General features: G+C 60.3%; 23 protein-coding genes and 1 pseudogene. 17 read left to right on the top strand and 7 right to left on the bottom strand.

Features of this window, described 5'->3' with window-relative positions:
- Positions 1-11: 11 nt before the first annotated feature.
- Positions 12-905 carry a helix-turn-helix domain-containing protein gene (locus tag RTCIAT899_RS26000; RefSeq protein ID WP_015342807.1) on the bottom strand — a complete coding sequence of 298 codons (894 nt, stop codon included), beginning with the start codon at positions 903-905 and terminating at the stop codon, positions 12-14.
- 95 nt (positions 906-1,000) lie between these two features.
- Between RTCIAT899_RS26000 and RTCIAT899_RS25995 the strand changes: the two genes are divergently transcribed.
- Together RTCIAT899_RS25995 and RTCIAT899_RS25990 are read left to right on the top strand one after the other, a co-directional pair.
- Positions 1,001-2,563 carry a 4-hydroxyphenylacetate 3-hydroxylase N-terminal domain-containing protein gene (locus RTCIAT899_RS25995; protein WP_015342806.1) on the top strand — a complete coding sequence of 521 codons (1,563 nt, stop codon included), beginning with the start codon at positions 1,001-1,003 and terminating at the stop codon, positions 2,561-2,563.
- A 10-nt stretch (positions 2,564-2,573) separates the two neighbouring features.
- On the top strand, positions 2,574-3,086 hold the full coding sequence (locus RTCIAT899_RS25990) for a flavin reductase (protein ID WP_015342805.1): 513 nt from the start codon (positions 2,574-2,576) through the stop codon (positions 3,084-3,086).
- Positions 3,087-3,175: 89 nt separating this feature from the next.
- On the opposite strand, the gene RTCIAT899_RS25985 is transcribed toward RTCIAT899_RS25990, so the two are convergent.
- Both RTCIAT899_RS25985 and RTCIAT899_RS25980 read right to left on the bottom strand, forming a co-directional pair.
- Entirely contained in the window at positions 3,176-4,654 is a 1,479-nt protein-coding gene (locus RTCIAT899_RS25985; protein ID WP_015342804.1) for an aldehyde dehydrogenase, read from the bottom strand.
- A 56-nt stretch (positions 4,655-4,710) separates the two neighbouring features.
- A complete protein-coding gene (locus RTCIAT899_RS25980) occupies positions 4,711-6,165 on the bottom strand; it encodes an APC family permease (RefSeq protein WP_015342803.1) in 1,455 nt (484 codons plus the stop codon).
- Positions 6,166-6,482: 317 nt separating this feature from the next.
- Between RTCIAT899_RS25980 and RTCIAT899_RS25975 the strand changes: the two genes are divergently transcribed.
- The 13 genes from RTCIAT899_RS25975 (at position 6,483) to hpaI (ending at position 19,912) form a co-directional block, all read left to right on the top strand.
- Complete coding sequence (locus tag RTCIAT899_RS25975) at positions 6,483-7,268, top strand: IclR family transcriptional regulator (RefSeq protein WP_015342802.1); 786 nt, start codon at positions 6,483-6,485, stop codon at positions 7,266-7,268.
- Positions 7,268-8,521: a Tm-1-like ATP-binding domain-containing protein gene (locus RTCIAT899_RS25970; RefSeq protein ID WP_041678177.1), complete on the top strand. Its 1,254-nt coding sequence runs from the start codon at positions 7,268-7,270 to the stop codon at positions 8,519-8,521. The genes RTCIAT899_RS25975 and RTCIAT899_RS25970 overlap by 1 nt, the downstream gene beginning before the upstream one ends.
- On the top strand, positions 8,518-9,168 hold the full coding sequence (locus tag RTCIAT899_RS25965; protein WP_015342800.1) for an HAD family hydrolase: 651 nt from the start codon (positions 8,518-8,520) through the stop codon (positions 9,166-9,168). The genes RTCIAT899_RS25970 and RTCIAT899_RS25965 overlap by 4 nt, the downstream gene beginning before the upstream one ends.
- Before the next feature lie 16 nt (positions 9,169-9,184).
- Positions 9,185-10,540: an aspartate aminotransferase family protein gene (locus RTCIAT899_RS25960; protein WP_015342799.1), complete on the top strand. Its 1,356-nt coding sequence runs from the start codon at positions 9,185-9,187 to the stop codon at positions 10,538-10,540.
- A 2-nt stretch (positions 10,541-10,542) separates the two neighbouring features.
- Positions 10,543-11,826 (top strand): aspartate aminotransferase family protein, encoded by a 1,284-nt coding sequence (locus tag RTCIAT899_RS25955; protein WP_015342798.1) that lies wholly within the window; start codon positions 10,543-10,545, stop codon positions 11,824-11,826.
- 6 nt (positions 11,827-11,832) lie between these two features.
- Positions 11,833-12,852 carry a homoserine kinase gene (locus RTCIAT899_RS25950; RefSeq protein WP_015342797.1) on the top strand — a complete coding sequence of 340 codons (1,020 nt, stop codon included), beginning with the start codon at positions 11,833-11,835 and terminating at the stop codon, positions 12,850-12,852.
- A gap of 54 nt (positions 12,853-12,906) precedes the next feature.
- Complete coding sequence (locus RTCIAT899_RS25945) at positions 12,907-13,293, top strand: 5-carboxymethyl-2-hydroxymuconate Delta-isomerase (RefSeq protein ID WP_015342796.1); 387 nt, start codon at positions 12,907-12,909, stop codon at positions 13,291-13,293.
- A gap of 41 nt (positions 13,294-13,334) precedes the next feature.
- Complete coding sequence (gene hpaE / locus RTCIAT899_RS25940) at positions 13,335-14,852, top strand: 5-carboxymethyl-2-hydroxymuconate semialdehyde dehydrogenase (RefSeq protein WP_015342795.1); 1,518 nt, start codon at positions 13,335-13,337, stop codon at positions 14,850-14,852.
- Positions 14,853-14,891: 39 nt separating this feature from the next.
- A complete protein-coding gene (gene hpaD, locus RTCIAT899_RS25935; RefSeq protein WP_015342794.1) occupies positions 14,892-15,872 on the top strand; it encodes a 3,4-dihydroxyphenylacetate 2,3-dioxygenase in 981 nt (326 codons plus the stop codon).
- A 68-nt stretch (positions 15,873-15,940) separates the two neighbouring features.
- Positions 15,941-17,395: an NADP-dependent succinate-semialdehyde dehydrogenase gene (gene gabD / locus RTCIAT899_RS25930; protein ID WP_015342793.1), complete on the top strand. Its 1,455-nt coding sequence runs from the start codon at positions 15,941-15,943 to the stop codon at positions 17,393-17,395.
- A gap of 23 nt (positions 17,396-17,418) precedes the next feature.
- The gene (locus tag RTCIAT899_RS25925; protein ID WP_015342792.1) at positions 17,419-18,291 is read left to right on the top strand and encodes a fumarylacetoacetate hydrolase family protein; all 873 of its coding nucleotides are present in this window, start codon (positions 17,419-17,421) and stop codon (positions 18,289-18,291) included.
- Positions 18,291-19,094 carry a 2-oxo-hept-4-ene-1,7-dioate hydratase gene (hpaH, locus tag RTCIAT899_RS25920; RefSeq protein ID WP_015342791.1) on the top strand — a complete coding sequence of 268 codons (804 nt, stop codon included), beginning with the start codon at positions 18,291-18,293 and terminating at the stop codon, positions 19,092-19,094. The genes RTCIAT899_RS25925 and hpaH overlap by 1 nt, the downstream gene beginning before the upstream one ends.
- A gap of 11 nt (positions 19,095-19,105) precedes the next feature.
- A complete protein-coding gene (gene hpaI / locus RTCIAT899_RS25915) occupies positions 19,106-19,912 on the top strand; it encodes a 4-hydroxy-2-oxoheptanedioate aldolase (protein ID WP_015342790.1) in 807 nt (268 codons plus the stop codon).
- 70 nt (positions 19,913-19,982) lie between these two features.
- Here the strand turns inward: hpaI and hpaR are convergent, their stop codons facing one another.
- From hpaR to RTCIAT899_RS25895, 4 genes are all read right to left on the bottom strand, one after another.
- Entirely contained in the window at positions 19,983-20,504 is a 522-nt protein-coding gene (hpaR, locus tag RTCIAT899_RS25910) for a homoprotocatechuate degradation operon regulator HpaR (protein WP_015342789.1), read from the bottom strand.
- A 125-nt stretch (positions 20,505-20,629) separates the two neighbouring features.
- Positions 20,630-21,337 (bottom strand): GIN domain-containing protein, encoded by a 708-nt coding sequence (locus tag RTCIAT899_RS25905; protein ID WP_015342788.1) that lies wholly within the window; start codon positions 21,335-21,337, stop codon positions 20,630-20,632.
- A 34-nt stretch (positions 21,338-21,371) separates the two neighbouring features.
- Positions 21,372-21,944, bottom strand: coding sequence for a DUF1700 domain-containing protein (locus RTCIAT899_RS25900; protein WP_015342787.1), 573 nt, complete (start codon positions 21,942-21,944; stop codon positions 21,372-21,374).
- Entirely contained in the window at positions 21,941-22,267 is a 327-nt protein-coding gene (locus RTCIAT899_RS25895) for a PadR family transcriptional regulator (RefSeq protein ID WP_015342786.1), read from the bottom strand. The genes RTCIAT899_RS25900 and RTCIAT899_RS25895 overlap by 4 nt, the downstream gene beginning before the upstream one ends.
- A 227-nt stretch (positions 22,268-22,494) precedes the next feature.
- On the opposite strand from RTCIAT899_RS25895, the pseudogene RTCIAT899_RS25890 reads away from it, so the two are divergent.
- Both RTCIAT899_RS25890 and RTCIAT899_RS25885 read left to right on the top strand, forming a co-directional pair.
- A pseudogene (locus tag RTCIAT899_RS25890) lies at positions 22,495-22,913 on the top strand (NUDIX hydrolase).
- Between the two features lie 248 nt (positions 22,914-23,161).
- On the top strand, positions 23,162-23,635 hold the full coding sequence (locus RTCIAT899_RS25885; protein WP_015342785.1) for a Ros/MucR family transcriptional regulator: 474 nt from the start codon (positions 23,162-23,164) through the stop codon (positions 23,633-23,635).
- The last annotated feature ends 152 nt before the right edge of the window (positions 23,636-23,787 follow it).

Here is a 23,787-nt window from a genome sequence, read left to right as displayed (position 1 = left end):
ACCCGCCCGTGTTACGCCGCATCATTACCCGATGGCTCCCGTTCCAAATTCCGGCGCCGCCAGGCCGCCGGCGCCTCCCCCATCCGCTTGCGAAAGAAGCGCGAGAAATAGGCGGGGTCTTCAAAACCCACTTCGCGGCCGATATCCTCGACGGAGCGGATGGTGAACATCAAGAGGCGCTTGGCTTCCAGCAGCCGCCGGTCCAAAAGCATCTCCTTTACGCTGTGTCCAAACACCTCGCGCGCCGCCTTATCGAGCAGATGCGGCGTCGTGGCGAGCAGGTCGACATAGGTGCCGACCGGCCAATCGCTCTTGTAATGCCGGTCGATGGCGCTCCGCAACGCGAGCGCGAGCGCCACGGTCGGCGAAGCCGAAGGCAGCGCCGCGCTGCCGCCAAGCCGGCTCATCAGCGACAGTACAACGCCGATCAGACCCAACATGACCTTTTCACTCTGGCCGCTACGCTCGCGATATTCCGCACTCACCATCTGCAGCAGCGTGTCGAGCTTTTGCCAGGAAGGATCGTCCGGCCGCGCTGTCAGAAAGGTGGGCACATCAAGGCTTAGATCCACCTGGGGTGCCAAAGCCTTTAAGGTATCGTCCGATATCGAAAGGACGATGGCATCGGACTGATCATCGACATCGAATCCATGAATGATGTTGCTCGGCACGAAACTGATCGTCGGAGCGGAAAAATTCCAAGTCCGATCCTCGATCCTGTAGCGACCACCGCCCTTGTACCAATAGGTGATCTGCCCCATCAGCGGGTGTTTATGGGATGCGACATGCCCAAAATGCAGTGTTTTTCGGTCCATGACCGTTTCCACATGCAGGAATCCGACATCCAGCGCCCGGCTCGGCACGCCATAGACAAAGAAATTCGGGATTTCGTTCTTCTGCGACATGCCGGAAAAAGTACCAGCGAATTGCCCTCTTTGTCCATGGTCGCGGCAAGGCTCCGGACGTAGCGTCAGCCATGATCTCAAGGGAGGAATACGAGATGCGAGCTGAAGATCACCGCAGCGACAAGACCCGCCCATTTACCGGCGCCGAATATCTGGAAAGCCTGCGCGACGGCCGCGAAGTCTATATCAATGGCGAGCGCATCGCCGATGTAACTGCGCATCCAGCCATGCGCAATTCCGTCCGCTCGCTCGCCCGCATGTACGACGCGCTGCACGATGAAAAGACCAAGGATCGTCTGACATCCCCGACCGATACCGGTTCAGGCGGCTATACCCACAAATACTTCCGGGTAGCAAAATCCTCCGCCGAGCTTGTCGCCCAGCAAGGCGCCATCGCCGATTGGGCGCGCATGTCCTATGGCTGGATGGGCCGCACCGCCGATTACAAGGCGGCCCTCATGAACACGCTCGGCGCCAATGCCGACTGGTATGGGCCGTTCAAGGACAATGCGCTTTCCTGGCATAAGCGGGCGCAGGAATCCGTGCTCTTCATGAACCACGCGATCGTCAATCCGCCGATCGACCGTCACAAGCCGGCCGATGCCGTTAAGGACGTTTTCGTCCACATCACCAAGGAGACCGATGCCGGCATCTACGTCTCCGGTGCCAAGGTGGTAGCGACGTCTTCGGCGTTGACCCACTATAATTTCCTTGCCCAGAGCTCGGCGACGGTCACGGAAGACCCGTCTCTGTCGGTCATGTTCATCGTTCCGATGAATGCCCCTGGCATCAAGATGTTCTGCCGCGTCTCCTACGAGCAGACCGCCAATACCGTGGGACATCCCTTCGACTATCCGTTGTCTTCTCGCTTTGACGAGAACGACGCGATCCTGGTGCTCGATAATGTCTTCGTGCCCTGGGAGGACGTGCTCGTGCTGCGCGATGCGGCCAAGATACTCTCCTTTCATCCGGCCTCGGGCTTCATGCATGGCTATTGCTTCCAGGGCTGCACCCGTTTTGCCGTGAAGCTCGACTTCATCGCCGGGCTGCTCGCCAAGGCGCTGCGCGCGACCGGCGGCGATGCCTTCCGCGGCAACCAGGCGGCACTCGGCGAAATCATCGCGCTTCGCCACATGTTCTGGTCGTTTTCCAACGCCATGGCCTATAATCCGCAGCCTTGGGCCAATGGCGCGGTGCTGCCGAACATGGAAGCAGCCCTCTCCTATCGCACCTTCATGTCGGAGGCCTATCCGCGCGTCATCGAAACCGTACGCAGGGTCATCGCTTCGGGGCTGATCTACCTGCCTTCCTCGGCCAAGGATTTCGGCAATCCGGAGATCGACCGCTACCTCGCGCAATATGTGCGCGGTTCCAACGATATGGGCCATATCGAGCGCATCAAGATCATGAAGCTGCTGTGGGACGCAACGGGCACCGAATTCGGCGGACGCCATGCCCTCTATGAGCTCAACTATGCCGGCGCGCCGGAGGAAGTCCGTCTGCAGGTGCTGAAGGGCGCCGAGCGCGGCGGGCGGCTGAAGGAAATGGAAGCGCTCGTCGATCAGTGCATGAGCGATTACGACGAGAACGGCTGGACCGGAGATACGTGGCTGCCACCCCTCGGTGACACCTCCCCAGTCCGCAGCGCTGCCGAGTGAGGACGTTGCCATGGAGGAGCAACTCTCGAAAACCGAATTTCGCAACGCCATGGCCAGGGTTTGCGCGCCGGTCAACGTGATCACCACCAACGGCCCTGCCGGCCGCGGCGGCTTTACCGCGACCGCCATGTGCAGCGTCACCGACGAGCCGCCGACGCTGCTGGTCTGCATGAACAGCCGCTCGGCGCAAACAAGCCTCTTCCTTGATAATCGTCGCTTCTGCGTCAATGTCCTGACGCAGGAGCACAAGGAACTGGCCGGCTATTTCGCCGGCCAACGCGCCGACATGGAGGAGCGCTATGCCGCGGCGGAATGGATCAACTTCCGCTCCGGCAGCCAGGCGCTTTCCGATGCGATCGTCTCCTTCGATTGCCGTCTGACGGAAGCGCGCCTGGTCGGCACGCACCATATCTTCATCGGTGAAGTCATGGATATCCGCAGCCGCAAGGATGGGCATGCCCTGCTCTATTTTGACCGCAACTATGTGCATGTGCCGACCCAGACGGGCAGCTTCGGCGGCTGAGTGCCGCATGGAATGGCTGGCGATCACGAGAAACGAAAACAGGGTGCCCGCGATAACGCGGCACCCTGTTTGCATGAGCAAGCAATCCGTCAGAGCTGAATCCAAGCCGTCTTCAGATCGACATATTTGTCGAGCGCATGCAGCGACTTGTCATGACCATTGCCGGATTGCTTGACGCCGCCGAGCGGCACGCTGTTATCGCTGCCGCCATAGGTGTTGACATGCACCACGCCGGCGCGGATGCCCCGCACCATCCGATGGGCGCACGACATGTTCGACGTCCAGACGGCCGAGGCAAGGCCGTATTCAGTGGCATTGGCGATCTCAAGTGCCTCGGCCTCCGTTTCGAAGGGGATGATCGACAGGATCGGGCCGAAGACCTCTTCCCGCGCCAGCGTCATCGACGGCGTCGCATCGAATACGGTCGGCCGCATGTAATAGCCGCCCGTCTCCTCAAGAATACGCGAACCACCGGTGCGCAGCGATGCACCCTCCGATACCGCCTGCGAGACATAGCCAAGGTCTTTTCTCAGCTGGACCTCGCTGGAGATAGCTCCGGCTTCCGTCGAAAGCTGCAGGGGATCGCCAACTTTCATGCTTTCGGCAATGCCGGTCACTTTCTCGGAGAAGGCCTTATGAATCGACTTCTCCACAAGCAGCCGGGAACCGGCGACACAGACCTGGCCGGAATTGCGAAAAATGCCATAGGCGGAAACCTTGGCCGCCTGATCGAGATCGGGCGCATCGGCAAAGACGATGTTCGGCGACTTGCCGCCAAGCTCCAGGTAGACACGCTTCAGATTCGAGCGCGCCGAATATTCCAGGAGCCGCCGTCCGACGGGGCCGGAACCGGTGAAGGCGAGGACATCGATATCCATGTGCAGCCCCAGTGCCTCGCCGCAGACCGCACCGCGCCCGGTCACGACGTTGAGCACGCCTTCGGGCAATCCGGCCTCGGCGCAAATTTCGGCAAGCTTCAGCAGCGTCAGCGACGCGCCCTCGGCGGGCTTCAGCACGACGGAATTGCCGGCAGCAAGCGCCGGCGCGATCTTCCAGGCGCCGATCATCATCGGGAAATTCCACGGCACGATAGCGGCAACGACGCCGATGGCCTCGCGATGGACGAGACCGAGAATATTCTGAGCCGTCGGCGCGATCTGGCCATAGACCTTGTCGACCGCCTCGGCATAGTAACGGAACGTGCCGGCGGCGCTGCCGGGCTCGGCCTTTAGCGCCATCGAAATTTCCGTGCCGTTGTCACGCACGCCGAGTACGGCGAGTTCAAGCGCGTTCTTCTCGATCAGTTCGGCAATTTTCAGCAACACCTTCTTGCGTTCGGCCGGCGCCGCCTTCGACCAACTGCCCTTTTCGAAGGAATGGCGTGCAGCCTTGACGGCCAGATCGACATCATCAGTGCCGGCATCGGCAATGGTGGTCAGCTTTGTTCCGTCGATCGGCGAAGTGACGTCCATCGCAGCGCCGCTGATCGGCTGGCGCCAGGCGCCTGCGATGAACAATGCCTGCGGCGAAACGGATAAAGTCCGGAGCTGGTCGATCTTTTCCTGCATCTCATTGTCTCACAGAGAGGGTGGCGGGTTTTCCCGCCACCGTGATTGGAACTGGTTCAGGCTTCCTGGCCGGCGCCGAGGCGGGCATAGCCTGCCGCATCGGACGACTTCAGGCGAGCCGCCGCGATAAAGCCGATGATGCCGGCAATCAGCACCAGGCCCGGCAAGACCACCGCAAGCACGCCATTGGCGCCGGCAATCGCGCCGAAATTCGCCGAGATATAATAGACGAGTGCGAGCAGAATGAGTCCCGTCACGATCGGAAGCACCTTGATAACGAGCACATTGCTCTCGAACCCCGGATTGCGGCTGAAGAACACCACGATCGAGAAGGCGGTGAAGGCCATCAGTAGGATGATCGCCAGCGTCGCAACATTGGTGAGCCAGGAGAAGAGCGCCAGCACTGGATCCTGGCCTGTCACCGCGAAAAGCGCGATCACCAGAATAGCAATAACGGTCTGAATGATCGAGCCGACATGCGGGCTCTGGAAGACCGGATGCGTGACGCCGACCGACTTCGGCAGCAGGCCTTCGCGGCCGGCGACATACATGTAGCGCGCCACGCCGTTGTGGAAGGCAAGAATGCCGGCAAACAGGCTGGTGATGAAGAGCACGCTCATCACGACGGTAATCCAATGGCCGACATAGCGCTCGGCAAGGCCGAAGAGGAAGGTGGTGGGATCGGCGAGGCCCTGCAGGGTCGGCACGAGCTTGTCGACGCCGGCGCCCGTCACCATCAGCCAGGAGGTCAGCATATAGAAAAGGCCGATGATGAGAACGGAGATATAGGTGGCGCGCGGCACGGTCTTTTCCGGCTCACGGGCCTCTTCGCTATAGATGGTCGTCGCTTCGAAGCCGATGAAGGCGGCAAAGCAGAACAGGAGGCCGATGGCCGGCGTTCCGCTCCAAAAGGCGGTCGGCGTGAAAGGCGATGCCGAGAGGCCGGCATCGCCACCTTTGGCGAAGATCGCGGCGTCGATGACGAGCACGACGAGATATTCGAGAATGACAAGCACGGTCAGCACCTTGGCCGACAGATCGACGCGCCGATAGCCGAAGACGGCAACGAAGGCGATGCCGATGAAGCTCCAGACCCACCACGGAAGATCGAGACCGAGCTGCTCGGCGAAGAAGCCCTTGGTCGCGGCACCGAAAAGCCCGAGAACGCCGACCTGCATGGCATTATAGGCGAGAATGGCAATGAGCGCGGCGGCACCGCCCATGAGACCGCCAAGGCCCTGCGCCGTATAGGCATAGAAGGCACCAGCATTGCGAATATGACGCGCCATGGCGACGTAGCCGACTGCAAACAGCAACAGAATAGCCGTCACCAGTAGGAAGGTGAGCGGAATACCCGGCCCGTTGCCGAGCATCATCGAAAGCGGCACGCCGCCGGCAACAGCCGTCAGCGGCGCGGCAGCCGAAACGACGAGGAAGGTCACGGCACCGACGCCGAGACTGTTTTTGCGCAGCTGGTTTTCAGCCGCACCTTGCGAATTTTGCGTGTTCATCTGCGTTCGTTCCCCTTGTTTAAGAACATCCGATCATCGCTGCGATTGCACGCGTGCGACCTCCACCAAAAACCGGACTGACGAGCGGGCTTATGCTTTTGTTGATTTAGCCGTCGTCAGCGCTTATGGTTCATTATTTGAACCACAGCTTCAAATATAGACTTGCAAACATTGCCGGCCTCTGTCAAGTTATTTCGCATGTTAAGTATCTTGGGTCACTGCTATCGTGCCGTGGTGCAGGGTCAGCAAGCTGATTTGACGGAAGCCGAGGCTGGAACGCACAGAATCAGAACCTGACCAACCCAAGAGGAGGAACAATGAGCACGATCGGAAAGGCGCTGGCATTGCTTGACACCCTGTCACGGCTGGACAAGGAGGCGGGTCTGACCGACATCGCTCGCCTGTGCGCGCTGGACAAGGCAACGGCACGACGCTTTCTCGTGGAGCTGGAAAAACACAGCTTCGTCGAGCAGGATCAGGACACGCGCCGCTACCGCATCGGCTCGGCGCCGGTCCGCCTCGCTCGCATCCGGGAAGCGCGCTTTCCCTTCCTGCGGATCGCAATTCCTTTCATCAAGGCGCTTGCCGAAGCCTCGACCGAGACCGTTCATCTCTCGGAGTTTTCAGGCGGACAGCTCTCGACCATTCACGTCGAGGATTCGGCACGCGCGCACCGCATCATCGTCGATGTCGGCAGCCTCCTTCCCTTCCATGCGACGGCATCGGGCCTCGCCTTTCTGGCCTTCTGTCCACAGGCAGAAATCGACGCAGCGCTTAAAAAGCCGATTGAGAAATTTACCGATCACACCGTCACCGATCCCCAATTGCTGCGTAAGATGCTCGCTGAAACCGCAGCACGAGGTTTTTCCATCATTGACCAGGGCCTGGAGGCCGGCGTCATCAGCACGGCGGCACCCGTGCGCACCCCAGCCGGCCGACCGATTGGCTGTGTGGCGATCGCCGCTCCGCTCTCGCGCACCAACACGGCCGCCATTCACGAATTCGGCGCGCAGACAGCTGCTGCAGCCAACGCTATCTCAGAAAAATACTACGGGTCGGAAAGACCCACGGAAACCATTGCGAAACCCAAGAGGACGGATTGATGAGCCCGGAGGCTCCCTCACCACGGATACTCGTCATCGGAACCGGTGACACCAAATGCGACGAACTGCAGTTTATGGCATCCGTCATCTCCGAAGCGGGCGGCCGCCCGGTGATGATGGATGTCAGCATTCTCAGCGATCCGCCCTATAATCCTGATTATTCCAAGCACGACATTGCCGAGGCTGCCGGAACCACGATTGCGGCGATTGCCGAAAGCGGCGATGAAAACAGCGCCATGGCGGCTATGGCGAAGGGTGCGTCGGTCCTGACCCTCCGCCTCTATGAAGACGGGCTCATCGACGGCATCATCGTGCTCGGCGGCTCCATGGGAACGGACCTGGCGCTCGATGTGGCCGCCATCCTGCCGCTCGGCGTCCCCAAATTCGTGGTCTCGACCATTGCCTACTCCCACCTCATTCCGCCCGAACGCATTGCCCCCGATCTGATGATGATTCTGTGGGCTGGCGGTCTCTACGGCCTTAACAGCATCTGCCGCTCCGTGCTCTCGCAAGCCTGCGGCGCGGTCGTCGGCGCTGCCAAGCACGGCACCAAGCCCGATCGAGAACGACCCCTCGTCGGCATGACCTCGCTCGGCTCGTCCTGCCTCAAATATATGAAATATCTGCGGCCCGAGCTGGAAAAGCGCGGCTATGACGTCGCCGTATTCCATTCCACCGGCATGGGCGGGCGCGCCTATGAAGCAATCGCTGCGAAGGGAGACTTTGCCGCCGTCTTCGATTTCTGCATCCAGGAAGTCAGCAATCATCATTATAGCAGCGTCGTCACCTCTGGACCCGATCGTTTGGAAAACGCAGGGCGGGCCGGCATTCCGCAGATCGTCGCACCCGGTGCCGTCGATATGGTCGATCTCCAGGCGTGGCAGGACTTGCCCACAATCTTCGCGGATCGACCCTACCACGCTCATAACCGGCTGATCGGATCGGTGACGACCTCGCCTGAAGGCCGGCGTGAAGTCGCGCGGCTGATCGGACGGAAATTGCAACGCGCAGAAGCGAAAGTCGCCTTCCTGCTGCCGACCGAAGGATTGCAGGAATGGGACAAGCCGGATGAGCCCCTCCATGATCCGGAAGGCCTTGACGCATTCATCGATGAGATGCGCCGCGCCGTTCCGCCCTCTGTCGCTCTTCACGAAGTTGACGCCCATATCAATGCGCCCGCCTTCTCTGCCGCCGCCCTTGCCATCTTCGATCGATGGGTCGCCGAAGGCGTCATTCCGGAGGGACGGCCATGACCCAAGATCGCGCACTTATCCTCGATTTTGGCGGCGTCGTTACCCGCACGCTGTTCGAAACCCATGACATCACCGAGCGCACGCTTGGCCTTCCCCCGGGATCGCTGACCTGGCTCGGGCCGTTCGACACGGCGACAGACCCGCTTTGGGTCGCAATGCAGAACCGCGAGATTACAGAACGCGACTATTGGCTCACGCGGGCCGGCGAAGTCGGCAAGATGGTCGGCGAAAACTGGACGGACATGCAGACCTTCGTGCGCCGGGCGCGCGGAGCCGAACCGGAGCTGGTTCTGCGCCCGGAAGCCCGCGACGCTATCCTGCGTGCGAAAGAAGCCGGCCTGAAGCTGGCGATCCTGTCGAACGAGCTCGACCTCTTCTATGGCGTCGAATTCCGCCAACGTTTTCCGCTGATCGAGCTTTTCGACGTCATCGTCGATGCGACCTATACGAAGATCCTGAAACCCGATCTCCGCGCCTACGAGCTCGTTCTTGCCGAGCTCAATTTGGCACGCGAGGCCTGCGTCTTCGTCGACGACCAGAGGAAGAACATCGAGGGTGCCGAAGCCGTGAACCTGCCTCACGTGCATTTCGACGTGACCCGCCCTGCCGAAAGCTATGCCCGCGCACTTGCGATGCTGGGGCTCTGAACAAGAGGAATTTGACATGCGTGAGACCAATTTCATCATCGAAAATAACGCACGCCACCTGTGGCACCCGATGGCCCATCCAGCCGAGATGCAGGCCAATCCGCCTCGCATCATCAATTCCGGCGAAGGCGTCGAAATAGTCGATATTCACGGCCAGAAGGTACTTGATGCCGTCGGCGGCCTCTGGAACGTCAATCTCGGCTACTCCTGCGAGCCGGTGAAGAAGGCGATCCGCGACCAGCTCGACGATCTGCCCTATTATTCGACTTTCCGCGGCACGACCAACTCGCCGCTGATCGAACTGTCCTACGAGCTTGCCGAATGGTTCAAGCCGGATGGCCTCAGCCGTTCCTTCTTCACCTCGGGCGGCTCGGATTCGGTCGAGACCTGCCTGCGGCTGGCTCGGCAATACCACAAGGTCAACGGCCAGCCCGAGCGCACCAAATTCTTTGCGCTGAAGAAGGGCTATCACGGCACGCATTTTGGCGGCGCTTCCGTCAACGGCAACCAGAATTTCCGCCGCAATTACGAACCGCTGCTCCCGGGCGTCATCCATCTGCCCGCGCCCTTCCCCTATCGCAACCCATTCAACACCACCGATGGCGCCGAGATTGCGGCTGCCATCGGCAGGCTCTTCGAGGACGAGATTGCCTTCCAGGGAGCCGATACCATTGCCGCGCTGATCGTCGAACCGGTGCTCGGCGCCGGCGGCGTCATCGTCCCGCACGAAACCTTCCTGCCGTTGATGCGTGAAATCTGCGACCGTCACGGCATTCTCTTGATCGCCGACGAGGTCATCACCGCTTTCGGCCGCACCGGCGCGTGGACCGGATCGCGCCTCTGGGGCGTACAGCCGGACATGATGTCGACGGCCAAGGCGATCACCAACGGCTATTTCCCCTTCGGAGCCGTGATGATCTCCGACAAGGTCGCTCAGGTCTTCGAAAGCAACAAGAGCGCGGTCGGAAGCATCGGTCACGGCTACACCTATTCCGGCCATCCGGTTGGCGCCGCAGCAGCCCTTGCCACCTTGAAGGAAACCAAGCGGCTCAACGTCGCGGATAACGCTGCCGCGCGTGGTGAAGAACTGCTCGCCGGCCTGAAGAAGCTGCAGGACAAGCATGAACTGGTGGGCGACGTTCGCGGCAAAGGCCTGATGTGCGCCCTCGAGCTCGTCAGCGACCGTGCCAAAAAGAGTGGCGCCGCCAAGGATGTGATCCAGAAGGTGCAGGACGCGACCTACGACGCCGGCGTTCTCGTGCGCACCTCGGGCGCCAACGTCATCATGTCGCCGCCGCTGATCGTGACCGCCGAGAATGTCCAGACCATGCTGACCGCGCTCGACGCAGGTCTCACCGCCGCAAGGGGCTAACCATGTCCGACAATGCCGCCCTTATCGCGCGCCGTGAACGACTTTTAGGCCGCAACATGTCGCTCTTCTATGACGACCCCGTGCATCTCGTGCGGGGGGAAGGCGTTTGGCTATGGGATGCCGACGGCCGTAAATATCTCGATTGCTACAACAATGTGCCGCATGTCGGCCATTGCCACCCCCGTGTGGTGGAAGCGATCGCGCGGCAGGCTTCGACGCTGAACACGCATACCCGCTACCTGCATGAAAGCATTCTCGACTATGTCGAGCGGCTGACTGCAACCTTCGACAAAAGCCTCAATGCTGCGATCCTGACCTGCACCGGCAGCGAGGCGAACGACGTGGCCCTGCGCATGGCGCAGGCTGTGACCGGCAAGACCGGCGTCATCGCCACGAACCACACCTATCATGGCAATACGACCGCGGTATCGCAGCTCTCGACCCGTATGCCGCCGGTTGGCGGTTTCGGCGGCCATGTCCGCCATGTGCCGGCTCCCGACAGCTACCGTCCGCTCGATGGCGAGGGCGGAGAGGCCTTTGCTACGGCCTTCGCGGCCGAAGTCGAGAGGGCGATCGCCTCGCTTCAAGACACACCTCACGGATTCTCGGCGATCATCATCGATCCGTTCTTTGCCAATGAAGGCTTTCCGGATCTGCCGCCGGGCTTTCTCGACAAGACGGTCACAGCCGTACGCAAAGCCGGCGGCCTCGTGATTACCGACGAGGTGCAGCCCGGTTTTGGCCGTACCGGCACGCATATGTGGGGTCACCAGCACGCCGGCATCGTTCCCGATATCGTGACACTCGGCAAGCCGATGGCGAACGGCCACCCTGTTGGCGGCGTGATTGCCAATCTCGACACGATAAACGCCTTTCGCAAGGCGTTCCGCTATTTCAATACCTTCGGCGGCAATCCGGTCTCCTGCGCGGCTGCCATGGCCGTGCTCGATGTCATCGGGGACGAAAACCTCATCGAGAATGCCCGCAATGTCGGCGAATACACCCGCCATGCCTTCCAGCGGCTGGCCGAGAAACATTCGATCATCGGCGACGTGCGCGGCAGCGGCCTCTTCATGGGTACGGAATTCGTGCTCGACAGGCAAACGAAGGAGCCGGCAACCGCTGAGGCGACCCGCATCGTCAACGAAATGCGCGAACGCGGCGTGCTGATGGGCAAGATCGGCATTCACCAATGCGCCACGAAGATCCGCCCGCCCATGCCGTTCACGCGGGAAAATGCCGACTACATGTTGTCGATCTTCGACGACGTCCTGTCTGGCCTGTGAGGCGATATGGCTGATCAGTTGCCGCAAAACATCCACGACGCCTTGCAGAAGCGGGCGCTTGAGGCGCTCGACAATTGGTCCGTGCGGGCGCACGAGCCCATGCTGATGAAATATCGGGAGAACGCCGTCTTCCGCATTACATTGGAAGACGGGCAATTCGCCGCGCTCCGGCTGCATCGCCCGGGCTATCATGATGAAACGAGCCTGCGCTCGGAGCTGCACTTCATGGCCGCCCTCAAGCTCGGCGGCCTGGATGTGCCGAGCCCTGTGCCGACAAGCAGAAAGCAGAGCCTCGTCCGACTGCCGGCCAACAGGCATTTTGCCGAGCAGCATGCCGATGTGGTGAGCTGGATCGATGGTGTGCCGCTTGGCCAAAGTGGCGTGCCGCTATCGCAGTCTGTCGAGTTGCAGGAAGCAATCTTCTTCCGTATCGGGCAGAACATGGCCACCATGCACGCGCTTGCCGATGCGTGGGAACCACCGGAACGTTTTCGCCGCCCGGTTTGGGACATCAATGGGCTGCTCGGCGAAAAGCCGCTCTGGGGCCGCTTCTGGGATTGCCGAGGCCTTCCATCCGACAGCATCATCGCGCTCTCGGCTTTGCGCGACGAGCTACGCCACGCCCTTGCGAACGCGAACAGTCAAACTCTCGATTGCGGGCTGATCCATGCCGACCTCGTGCGGGAAAACATCTTCCTGACAGGAACTGACGGCAATGTCGCTTTCATCGATTTCGACGATGCGGGGCATGGCTTCCGCCTGTTCGATCTCGCGACGACTCTGCTCAAGAACCGCAGCGAACCCGCCTATCCCGCAATCGAGAAAGCATTGATATCAGGCTATCGCAGTCGACGGGTGCTCTCCGACGCAACGCTGGCGAGCCTGCCTCTATTCATGCTGCTGCGGAGCCTTACATATATCGGATGGCTCGCCGAACGCCCGGAAATTCCGGACAGCGCCGAGCGTCTGTCGCGTTACGTCGATGAAAGCCTCGATATGGCAAGAATGCTCAAGGCAGCCGCTTGACATCCTCGACACAATTGTTAACGTGTTAAATAAATAAGAGATCGGGAGGACTCAATGCCACATCTCGCCATCGAATATTCGGCCAATCTGGAGGGCCGCGCCGATATCGGCGCGCTCTGCAAACGGCTGCTGAAGACGGTTCTGGACACCGGCCTTTTCGAGATCGGTGCCGTGCGGGTGCGCGCCTTTCGCGCCGATCACTACGCCATCGCCGACAAGCTGCCGGAAAACGCCTTCGTCGATCTGAACTTCCGCATCGGCAAGGGCCGCACGGACGAAGAGAAGAAGCGCACCGGCGAAGCAATCTTTGCCGCCGCGATCGACGTTCTCGCCCCCCTATTCGAGACGCCGCATTTCGCGCTTTCGCTGGAGATCCGCGAGATCGATGCGGAGCTGAGCTGGAAAAAGAACGCCATTCATCCGCGGCTGCGCGGCAAATGACATTCCCTTCGTGGGACGACATAACACCAAAGGAATAGACGATGTCCAAACTGCAGGAAAACATCGCAAAGGCCGAAGGCTTTCTCGCCCGATTCAAGGATAACGGCGTACTGAACCACGTCAATGGCGAGGATGTGCGTGCCGATGATGGCTCCACATTCGAGACCATATCCCCCGTTGATCTGAAGCCGCTCGCAACCGTTGCTCACGGTAAGGCTGCCGATATCGATCGCGCCGCAAAGGCCGCAAAAGCCGCCTTTGCTGAATGGGCTGCGATGCCCGGTGACGCGCGCAAGAAACTCCTTCACAAGATTGCCGACGCGATCGTCGCCCGCGCCGAAGAGATCGCTTTTGTCGAGTGCATGGACACCGGACAGTCGCTGAAGTTCATGGCCAAGGCCGCCCTGCGCGGCGCGGAAAACTTCCGTTTCTTCGCCGACCGCGCACCAGAAGCGCGTGACGGCAAGGCGATCCGCGCCGACGGCCAGGTGAACCTGACAACGCGCGTTCCGATCGGCCCGGTCGGCATCATCACGCCCTGGAATACGCCCTTCATGCTGTCGACCTGGAAGATCGCGCCGGCGCTTGCCGCCGGTTGCACCATCGTCCACAAGCCGGCAGAATTCTCGCCGCTGACGGCCCGCCTGCTTGTCGAAATTGCCGAGGAAGCCGGCCTGCCGAAGGGTGTTTGGAACCTCGTCAACGGTATGGGCGAAGATGCCGGTCGTGCGCTGACGGAACATCCCCTGATCAAGGCGATCGGTTTTGTCGGCGAAAGCCGCACCGGCTCGATGATCATGAAGCAGGGGGCAGATACGCTGAAGCGGGTGCATTTCGAGCTTGGCGGCAAGAACCCGGTCATCGTCTTTGCCGATGCCGATCTCGAGCGCGCCGCCGATGCCGCCGTCTTCATGATCTATTCGCTAAACGGCGAGCGCTGCACCTCGTCCTCGCGCCTGCTGGTCGAGGAAAGCGTCTACGACAAATTCACCGCGATCGTCGCCGAAAAGGCCAAGCGCATCAAGGTCGGCCATCCCCTCGATCCTGAAACGGTCGTCGGCCCGCTCGTCCATCCCGTGCATGAAAAGAAGGTGCTGGAATACATTCAGATCGGCCGTTCGGAAGGTGCCACGCTTGCCGCCGGCGGCGAGAAGGTCAACGGCCCGGGCGGTGGCTGCTACGTCTCGCCCACACTCTTCACCGGTGCCAACAACCAGATGCGCATTGCGCAGGAAGAAATCTTCGGTCCCGTGCTGACCGCCATTCCCTTCAAGGATGAAGCCGACGCGCTGGCACTGGCCAATGACGTGCAATACGGCCTGACCGGCTATCTCTGGACCTCCGACGTCACTCGCGCGTTCCGTTTCACCGATCATCTCGAAGCCGGCATGATCTGGGTCAATTCGGAAAACGTCCGTCACCTGCCCACGCCCTTCGGCGGGGTCAAGAGCTCCGGCATCGGCCGCGACGGCGGCGACTGGTCCTTCGATTTTTACATGGAAACCAAGAACGTCGCCTTCGCCACCAAGCCGCACGCGATCCAGAAACTCGGCGGCTGAGCCGCCAACGCACATAAATACGCATAAGAGGAGGAACAAATGCCCCTGCCGAAACCCAATCTCTATCCGCCCTTCAACATCGTGCGCCTCAGCCACATCGAGTTCGGCGTCACCGATCTTGCCAAGTCGCGCGCCTTCTATGTCGACACGCTCGGCCTTCAGGTGACGGACGAGACGGCCGACACGATCTACCTGCGTGCGATGGAAGAGCGCGGCCATCATTGCATCGTGCTGAAAAAGTCCGATAAGGCCGAAGCCCGCGATCTCGGCTTCAAGGTCTTCAGTGACGAGGATCTCGACAAGGCGGCGCATTTCTTCAAGGACAAGGACCTGCCGGTTGAATGGGTCGAACGTCCCTACCAGGCACGGACCTTCCGCACCCGCGACCCGCACGGCATCCCGCTTGAGTTCTATTCGAAGATGGACCGCCTGCCGCCGATCCATCAGAAATACGCGCTTTACAAGGGCGTGAAGCCGCTGCGCATCGACCACTTCAACTGCTTCTCGACCAATGTTGACGAAAGCGTCGCTTTCTACAACGAGCTCGGCTTCCGCGTCACCGAATATACTGAGGACGAAGAAACCGGCCGTCTCTGGGCGGCCTGGACGCATCGCAAGGGCGGCGTCCACGACATCGCCTTCACCAATGGCCGCGGCCCGCGCCTGCACCACACCGCCTTCTGGGTGCCGACGCCGCTCAACATCATCGATCTGCTCGATCTGATGGCAACAACAGGTTGGGTCACCAATATCGAGCGCGGCCCGGGCCGCCACGGCATCTCCAACGCCTTCTTCCTCTATATTCTCGATCCCGACGGCCACCGCATCGAGATCTATTGCTCGGACTACCAGACCGTCGATCCCGATCTGGAACCGATCAAATGGGATCTCAAGGATCCGCAGCGCCAGACATTGTGGGGCGCACCCGCTCCCAAATCCTGGTTCGAACATGGTAGCCTGTTTGCCGGTGCGGAAGTGGCCGAGCCTGATCTGAAGGCACAGCCGATTATCGCTCCTTAAGCGTTACCCTTGAGAGCGGGTGGAAAACGCCCGCTCTCACCAACGTTCGAAAGCGCGAGGAGGCAGTCATGAAATTGAAAGACGCAACATTGTTCCGGCAGGCCGCATTGGTCGGCGGAGAGTGGATCGAGGCCGATCCATCCAATGCGATCAAGGTCGACAATCCCGCAACGGGCGAAATCATCGGCCTCGTTCCCAATCTAGGTGCTGCCGAGACCAAAAAGGCGATTGCCGCAGCCGAAGTCGCGCAGAGGGAATGGGCGGCCCGCACGGCCAAGGAACGCTCCGGCATCTTGCGCCGCTGGTTCGAGCTGATGATGGAAAACCAGGATGACCTCGGACGCATCCTGACAGCCGAACAGGGCAAGCCGCTGCCCGAAGCCAAGGGTGAAATCGCCTATGGCGCGAGCTTCATCGAATGGTTTGCGGAAGAAGCCCGGCGCGTCTATGGCGACATCATTCCCGGCCACCAGAAAGACAAGCGCATTCTGATCATGAAGCAGCCGATTGGCGTCGTCGCGGCGATCACGCCCTGGAACTTCCCGAATGCGATGATCACCCGCAAGGCCGGTCCGGCCTTTGCAGCCGGCTGCGCCATGGTGCTGAAGCCGGCCTCGCAGACACCGTTTTCGGCAATTGCGATCGCGATCCTGGCCGAACGTGCCGGCCTGCCCAAGGGCCTCTTCAGTGTGCTGACAGGCTCGGCCCGTGCCATCGGCGGCGAGATGACCGCAAGCCCGGTCGTGCGCAAGCTCACCTTCACCGGCTCGACAGAGGTCGGTGCGGAACTTTACAAGCAGAGCGCGCCGACCATCAAGAAACTCGGCCTGGAGCTTGGCGGCAATGCGCCTTTCATCGTGTTCGACGATGCCGATCTCGATGCCGCCGTCGAAGGCGCGCTGATCGCCAAGTTCCGCAACAATGGCCAAACCTGCGTCTGCGCAAACAGGCTCTACGTGCAGGAGGGCGTCTACGACGCCTTTACCGAGAAGCTCTCGAAGGCGGTCGGCGGGCTTAAGACCGGCAATGGCTTCGACGAAGGCATTAATCTCGGCCCGCTGATCGACGAGGCGGCCCTTGCCAAGGTCGAAGAGCATGTCGCCGATGCGCTTTCCAAGGGCGGCCGTGTCATTGCCGGTGGGCATCGCCATCAGCTCGGCGGGCGCTTCTATGAGGCAACCGTACTTGCCGATGTCACGCCTGCCATGGCCGTCGCGAAGGAAGAGACCTTTGGGCCGGTGGCTCCCCTCTTCCGCTTCAAGGACGAGGCCGACGTCATCGCCCAGGCCAACGACACCGAGTTCGGCCTTGCTTCCTATTTCTATGCCAAGGACCTCGCCCGCGTCTTCCGCGTTGCCGAAGCCCTGGAATACGGCATGGTTGGCGTCAATACCGGCCTGATCTCGACGGCCGAAGCGCCCTTCGGCGGCGTCAAGCTCTCCGGCCTCGGTCGCGAAGGTTCGCGCTACGGCATCGAGGAATTCACCGAAATCAAATATGTCTGCCTCGGCGGCGTCGTCTGAGGTCAAGAGAAGGCCGTGAAAGCATGACCCATCCCAGATTCCTGTCCTTTTCGAGAAACGGCCGTCATGGCTATGGACTTGCGGTCGGCAACGGTGTCGTCGACCTCTCCGCGCGCCACGGCGCGACTTGGCCGACGCTGCGGGAGGTGATCGAGGCCGGTCGCCTCGCTCGGCTCGCAGAAGAAGCCAAATCATTGAAGCCGGATTTCGCACTTGACGACATCCGCTTCGAGATTCCCATTCCGTCGCCGGAAAAGATCATTTGCGTCGGGGTCAATTTCCCCGACCGCAATGAGGAATACAAGGATGGGCAGGCCGCCCCCTCCAATCCCTCTCTCTTCATCCGCTTTCCGCGGTCGTTTACAGGGCACGAACAGCCCTTGATCCGGCCGCCGGAAAGCCCGCAGCTCGACTATGAAGGCGAGGTCGTCATCGTCATCGGCAAGGGTGGCCGCCGGATTGCCGAAGCCGATGCCTTCTCCCATATCGCGGCCCTGTCGCTCTGCAACGAGGGCACGATCCGCGACTGGGTGCGGCACGCAAAATTCAACGTCACCCAGGGCAAGAACTTCGACAATACCGGCGGGATCGGCCCCTGGCTGATCCCCTTCACCGATGCAGCGCAGCTCGACGACATTGCGCTCACGACGCGCGTCAATGGCGAAGTGCGCCAGAGCGACCGTACCAGCCGGATGATCTTCTCTTTCCGCAAGATCATCAACTATATCTCCACCTTCACAACGCTCGTGCCCGGCGACGTGATCGTCACGGGCACGCCGACCGGTGCCGGCGCCCGCTTCGATCCGCCGATCTGGCTGAAGCCCGGCGATGTCGTCGAAGTCGAGGCCGATGGCCTTGGCATCCTGAGAAACACCATCGCCGATGAGGTGCGCTGATGCTGTCGCAAGATGAAATCCAGGCCGCGGCCGAAAACCTCGATCAGGCCGAGCGGACGCGCGTCCAGACAGGGCTCCTTTCGCTCAAGTATCCCCAGATGACCATGGATGATTCCTATGCCGTCCAGAGCGCCTGGGTGCAGAAGAAGATCGCGAGTGGCCGCAAACCCATCGGCTGGAAGATCGGGCTGACGTCGAAAGCGATGCAATATGCGCTGAACATCAACATCCCCGATTCCGGGGTGCTCTTTGACGATATGGTCTTCGAAGATGGCGCGACAGTGCCGGCCGACCGCTTCATCCAGCCGCGTATCGAAGCCGAGATCGCTTTCGTCATGAAGGCGCCGCTCAAGGGGCCTGATATCTCGATCTTCGATGTGCTGAATGCCACCGACTATGTGACGCCAGCCCTCGAGATCCTTGACACACGCATCCTTCGCGTCGATCCGGAGACGAAGACGGCGCGCACCATCGTCGACACTATTTCCGACAATGCCGCCAATGCCGGCATCGTCACCGGCGGCCGTGCTGTGCGGCCGGGTGAGATCGACATGCGCTGGATGGGCGCGATCGTCAGCCGCAATGCCGAAGTGGAGGAAACCGGGCTTGGCGCCGGTGTGCTCAACCAGCCCGCGCGCGGGATCGCCTGGCTTGCCAATCGCCTGTCGCAATATGGCGACGGCATCGAAGCCGGTCAGATCGTGCTCGCCGGGTCTTTCATCCGCCCGATCGAGGCGCGGCATGGCGATACGATCAATGCCGATTTCGGCCCCTACGGATCGGTCAGCCTGTTTTTCGCATGAAGGAGTGAAGTATGCCGGCGCCTAAAAATCTCTTCAAACAGGCTCTGAAGGAAGGTCGGGCGCAGATCGGCCTCTGGCAGGCGCTCGCCAATGCCTACACGGTCGAAATCTGCGCGGGCGCCGGCTACGACTGGTTGCTGCTCGATGCCGAGCATGCCCCGAACGACGTGCCGCTTCTCGTCTCGCAACTGCAGGCGATGAAAGGCACGCCCAGCCATGCGGTGATCCGTCCGCCGATCGGCGAAACCTGGATCATCAAGCAGATGCTCGACATCGGCGCGCAGACCTTGCTCATCCCGATGGTCGACAGCAAGGAGATGGCCGAGACCATGGTCAAGGCGGTGCGATACCCACCGCATGGCGTACGCGGCGTCGGCGCAGCCCTCGCCCGCGCCTCCGCCTTTAACCGCATTCCGGACTACCTTGCGACGGCCAATGACGAGATCTGCCTGCTTCTGCAGGTGGAAAGCCACGCCGGACTTGCGGCGCTCGACGACATCGCCTCGACGGAAGGCGTCGACGGCGTCTTTATCGGACCATCCGATCTCGCCGCAGACATGGGTTATCTCGGCAAGCCGGGTGCCCCTGAAGTGCAGGCAGAAGTCGAAAAGGCGCTCGCAAAAATCCAGTCGCATGGCAAGGCGGCAGGCATCTTGATCGGCGATCTCTCTCTGGCAAAACGCTATCTGGAGCTCGGCGCGACCTTCGTCGCGATCGGCAACGACGTCACACTGCTTGCCAATGCTACCATCAAGCTTCTTGACGATTTCAAGAAGGCGGATGCAGCCAAGCCGCCTGAGGACGTCAAGGTCTATTAACAGCAGGGGCCACGGCGGTCGTCGTTCGCCTATTGCGTATTTTGCGGATCAATAAAACCGAAGCGGCCCATCACTCCTCGCCGACCGAGCCATTCTCCAATTTCAATGCCGCCAGTTCATCCAGCATATCGAGAAGCTTCTCGACGCGCTCCACACCGAACCGGGCATCGATATCTGCATAGACCTTCAGGCTTTCCGGCATAACGTCCTCGACAACCGCCTCCCCGGCCGCCGTGATCTGCAACAATACCCTGCGGCCGTCGGCATCATCCTTATGCTTGGTGATAAAGCCGCGCTCTTCGAGCGAACGGATCATGCGCGTCAGGCTCGGGGCAAGAATGGATGCCTTGTCTGCGAGTTCCGTGGCATCGAGCTTTCCGCCTTCATAGAGAACGCGAATGACACGCCATTGCTGCTCGGTCACATCATGCGCCACCAGGATCGGTCGGAAATGGCTCATGACCGCTTCACGGGCGCGCAGAAGTCCGATCGCCAGAGAACGGCGGCGGTCGCTCAGCAGTCTCTTTGATTGTGCCTTTCTCGTGTCAGGCTCCGGGCGTGGCTTGGCATTAGCGTCTGTTTTGCTCTGCATTCGGCATATTCGCTTCGATTACGATTCTCACTGATTAACATGAGAATCACCCAAAGCAAGGTGAGCGCTGAATACGGGCCCTATAAGAGGTCAAAGCTATCACGAGAAGTTTCGTCGCACTGACCTCATGGCACCTCAACCAGGCGGCCGCTGCCTCTGATCTCGGAACGCCGCAGCACCGGATGCCCGTAGAGTTCGATATTGCCACTTCCGCTGATCGAAACATCAGCATCCGCAGCAGCGGCGACTTCCGCGTCGCCACTGCCCTGAATTCTGATCTTCGCGGATTGAGCGGCCAGGTCCTTTAGGCGCGCGGTGCCCGAACCGGATACATCGAGATCGACCGAGCGCGCGCTTCCCGTGGCCGTGACGCTGCCGCTTCCGGATATCCTCAGGCGCAGGTCTGATTGATCGAGCTGCGACAGAGCGAGATCGCCGCTGCCCCGTACTCTCCAATCAGTGACGAGCGGTCCTGACAGGCTGACGTCGAATTTGGAATTGGACCAACCCGGATTGCAATCCATGCTCAGCCTTCCGCCCTCCAGCCGCACATGATTGAGCAGCGCTGGATCGCCGGTTATGACGGCCTCCGCCCTTCCGCCCGGCTGATAGTGTACAGAGGCCGGAATATCGATCGTCAGGCTGCCATTGGAGCTGAAAGGCAGGATAACCTGCTGTCCACCGGATGCGGCAGATCCGCAACTGGATTGCGTGCCACCCCACCAATGCCCTGCATTGGCCCAATCCGGCCCCGAAAGCCCGATGCCGAGCGCAAGAAAGACGAATGCACAAATCAGTCCGGTCGTCGCGATAGTCGCCAATTTCCCGTTCATTGTTCATTTCCTCCAAGGATTCGCGGCCCAGCGTTCAAGCGCGGCTTTCGTCTACCTGCGCCAAGCGGAAATGCAGGCGGGCATATTGCCCAAGCATGCGGATACCCAAACTCAACCCCATCAGCAGCAAGGCCCCGCCGCCCACGAAGCAACTCACCAGCCCGGCGCCAACAAGCAGACGAGCCAGCATGCCGACGGAGGGCAAGCCGACGTGAAACAGCACGGTCGTCACGACAATCTTCAGACCGACGGCGCCAACGGCTACCAAAGCGATCGCAAGGCCGAGCGTCACGAAAATCGCCGCAAACAGCAAAGGTAGCAGGAAGAAGATATCGACGACGGCAAGGCCCGCCAGAGCCATCATGGCGGCCAAGAGGTTCGGTACGCTCCACTGCGCCTCGAAACGACGCAGCCCGACATCTGCACGCAATTCCCTTGCGACCCTGGCGGGATCGCCGAGCGCGGAGCAAACCTCCTCCTCGCTTCGGCCTGACGCCTCGGATTCGGAGAAATGGGCAGAATAGTCGGCCACGATATCATCGATCTCGTGCGGAGGCAGGCCTGCAAGCCCCAATCTCAGCGTGCGCAAAAAGGCTTCCCTGCTCATGGTAAATCCTCAAGTAGCTTGTCGACGGAGCCTGCTAACGTCAGCCAATCGCGGCGATGCGCTTCGAAAATCGAACGCCCCAGCGGCGTGAGCCGATAATATTTACGCGGCGGCCCGTTGCTCGACTCGACGATGCGGGTCGCGACCAAGCCGTCATTCTGCATCCTGCGCATCAGCGGGTAGATCGTTCCTTCACCCATGCCGACCGCCGCGACAAGTGTGCTCGCAATTTCATAGCCGTAGCTTTCGCCCCGGGAGAGTACGGCCAGGACGCAAAGATCGAGCACGCCCTTCCGCAATTGAACTTGGATCGAGTCGGTCATGAACGCCTCAACTTTATAGAAAGAATATAACAAGCTATCTGTTTATGCAAGGTAGCAACGCGGCGCATCCCACAAGTAGTTCGGTACTGCGATCGTCGCATTTTTCCCGCAGCATCTGACAGCATCGTAACGATGAACGTTGCCGGGCGCCAAACGGCTATCGTAAGGCACCATGCGCAGACATTATGAGCGTTGAAACTTACCGGCGAATCCGCTCAGATCACGGCATGGCGAAAACGATACGGATAGCGGCGGCCTTGGTACTACGCCCGGATGGAAAAACGCTGCTTGTGCGCAAGCGCGGCACGATTGCCTTCATGCAACCGGGAGGCAAGATCGAGCCGCGGGAAACGGCAGAGGCAGCCGTTGTCAGAGAGCTTTCGAAGAGCTCGGCCTCACGGTAAACACAAGCGATTTGACTTTCATCGGCCGCTTCCAGGCGCCGGCCGCCAACGAGCCGGACCATACCGTCATTGCGGATATATTCCGGCTGCACGTGGGCGATGCCGAAATCGGAGCAACGGCCGAGATCGAGGAGATTCGCTGGATTTCACCACAAAATCCGCCTGATATCGTCATGGCGCCGCTTACCGAACATCACGTCCTGCCATTTCATCGACAATATAGTCTATCCCCCGGCAACTAACATTCGACTCCGGCAGAGCCAAAGCACGATATGGCTTACCTCGTGGAAATCTATCGACTTTCGGTCAAGCAGCAGAGACCGTGAGTTCGAGAACGCCCATGCAGAGCAAATAACAATTTGCAGATCCTAAGCCCCTCATATTTACTATAACAATAACCCTAAAAAATAATCTCCAAAATCGCTCAATCTTCCATTGAAAGCCGAAACCATATTGCATAAATAATTAAAGTAATCGTGGGAGGCGGGAAATGAAAACAGGAAATACTGTCGCTGGCGAAAGGTTTCTTGAGCTGACGGGCAAGATCGTCTCCGCCTACGTCCTTAACAATACGCTCGCGATGAAAGATTTGTCGAGGCTCATTGCGGAAACTTATTCCGCACTCGCAGGCTCTCAGCAACTTGTGCCGTCGACAGCGCCGATGGAAAAGTCTCAGAAGCCAGCGGTCCCGATCAAGAAATCCATCACGGATCATTATCTTGTGTGCCTGGAAGACGGTGGGAAATACAAATCCCTAAAACGGCACTTGAACAGCAAGTATGGTCTCACGCCCGAAGAATACCGAAGGAAATGGGGCTTGCCTGCGGATTATCCAATGGTGTGTGCCTCCTATGCCGCCGCAAGATCGACGCTGGCCAAGAAGGCTCTCCTTGGCCACGCCAAGGGCGCGACCGAGATTCCTCCGGTGGTTGAGCCGCCCCGCCGGCAACGCAAGATCGGATAATCCCCGGGCGCTTCGCCAGGCGCCGTGAGCGTGCACTGCGTTTTTTAATGAGCGATCGCTCTTGCGTGAGCAAATTCATCCCGGCTGCTGGCGCATCGATAGAACCGCCCTCTGCCGGCGACCCCATATGTGATCTGCCCCGGCGCTTCCGC

The sequence above is a fragment of the Rhizobium tropici CIAT 899 genome, assembly GCF_000330885.1.
Classification (GTDB): Bacteria; Pseudomonadota; Alphaproteobacteria; order Rhizobiales; family Rhizobiaceae; genus Rhizobium; species Rhizobium tropici.
The sequence above is the reverse complement of the archived record's forward strand: the minus strand, read 5'-3'. Positions and strand labels throughout refer to the sequence as shown.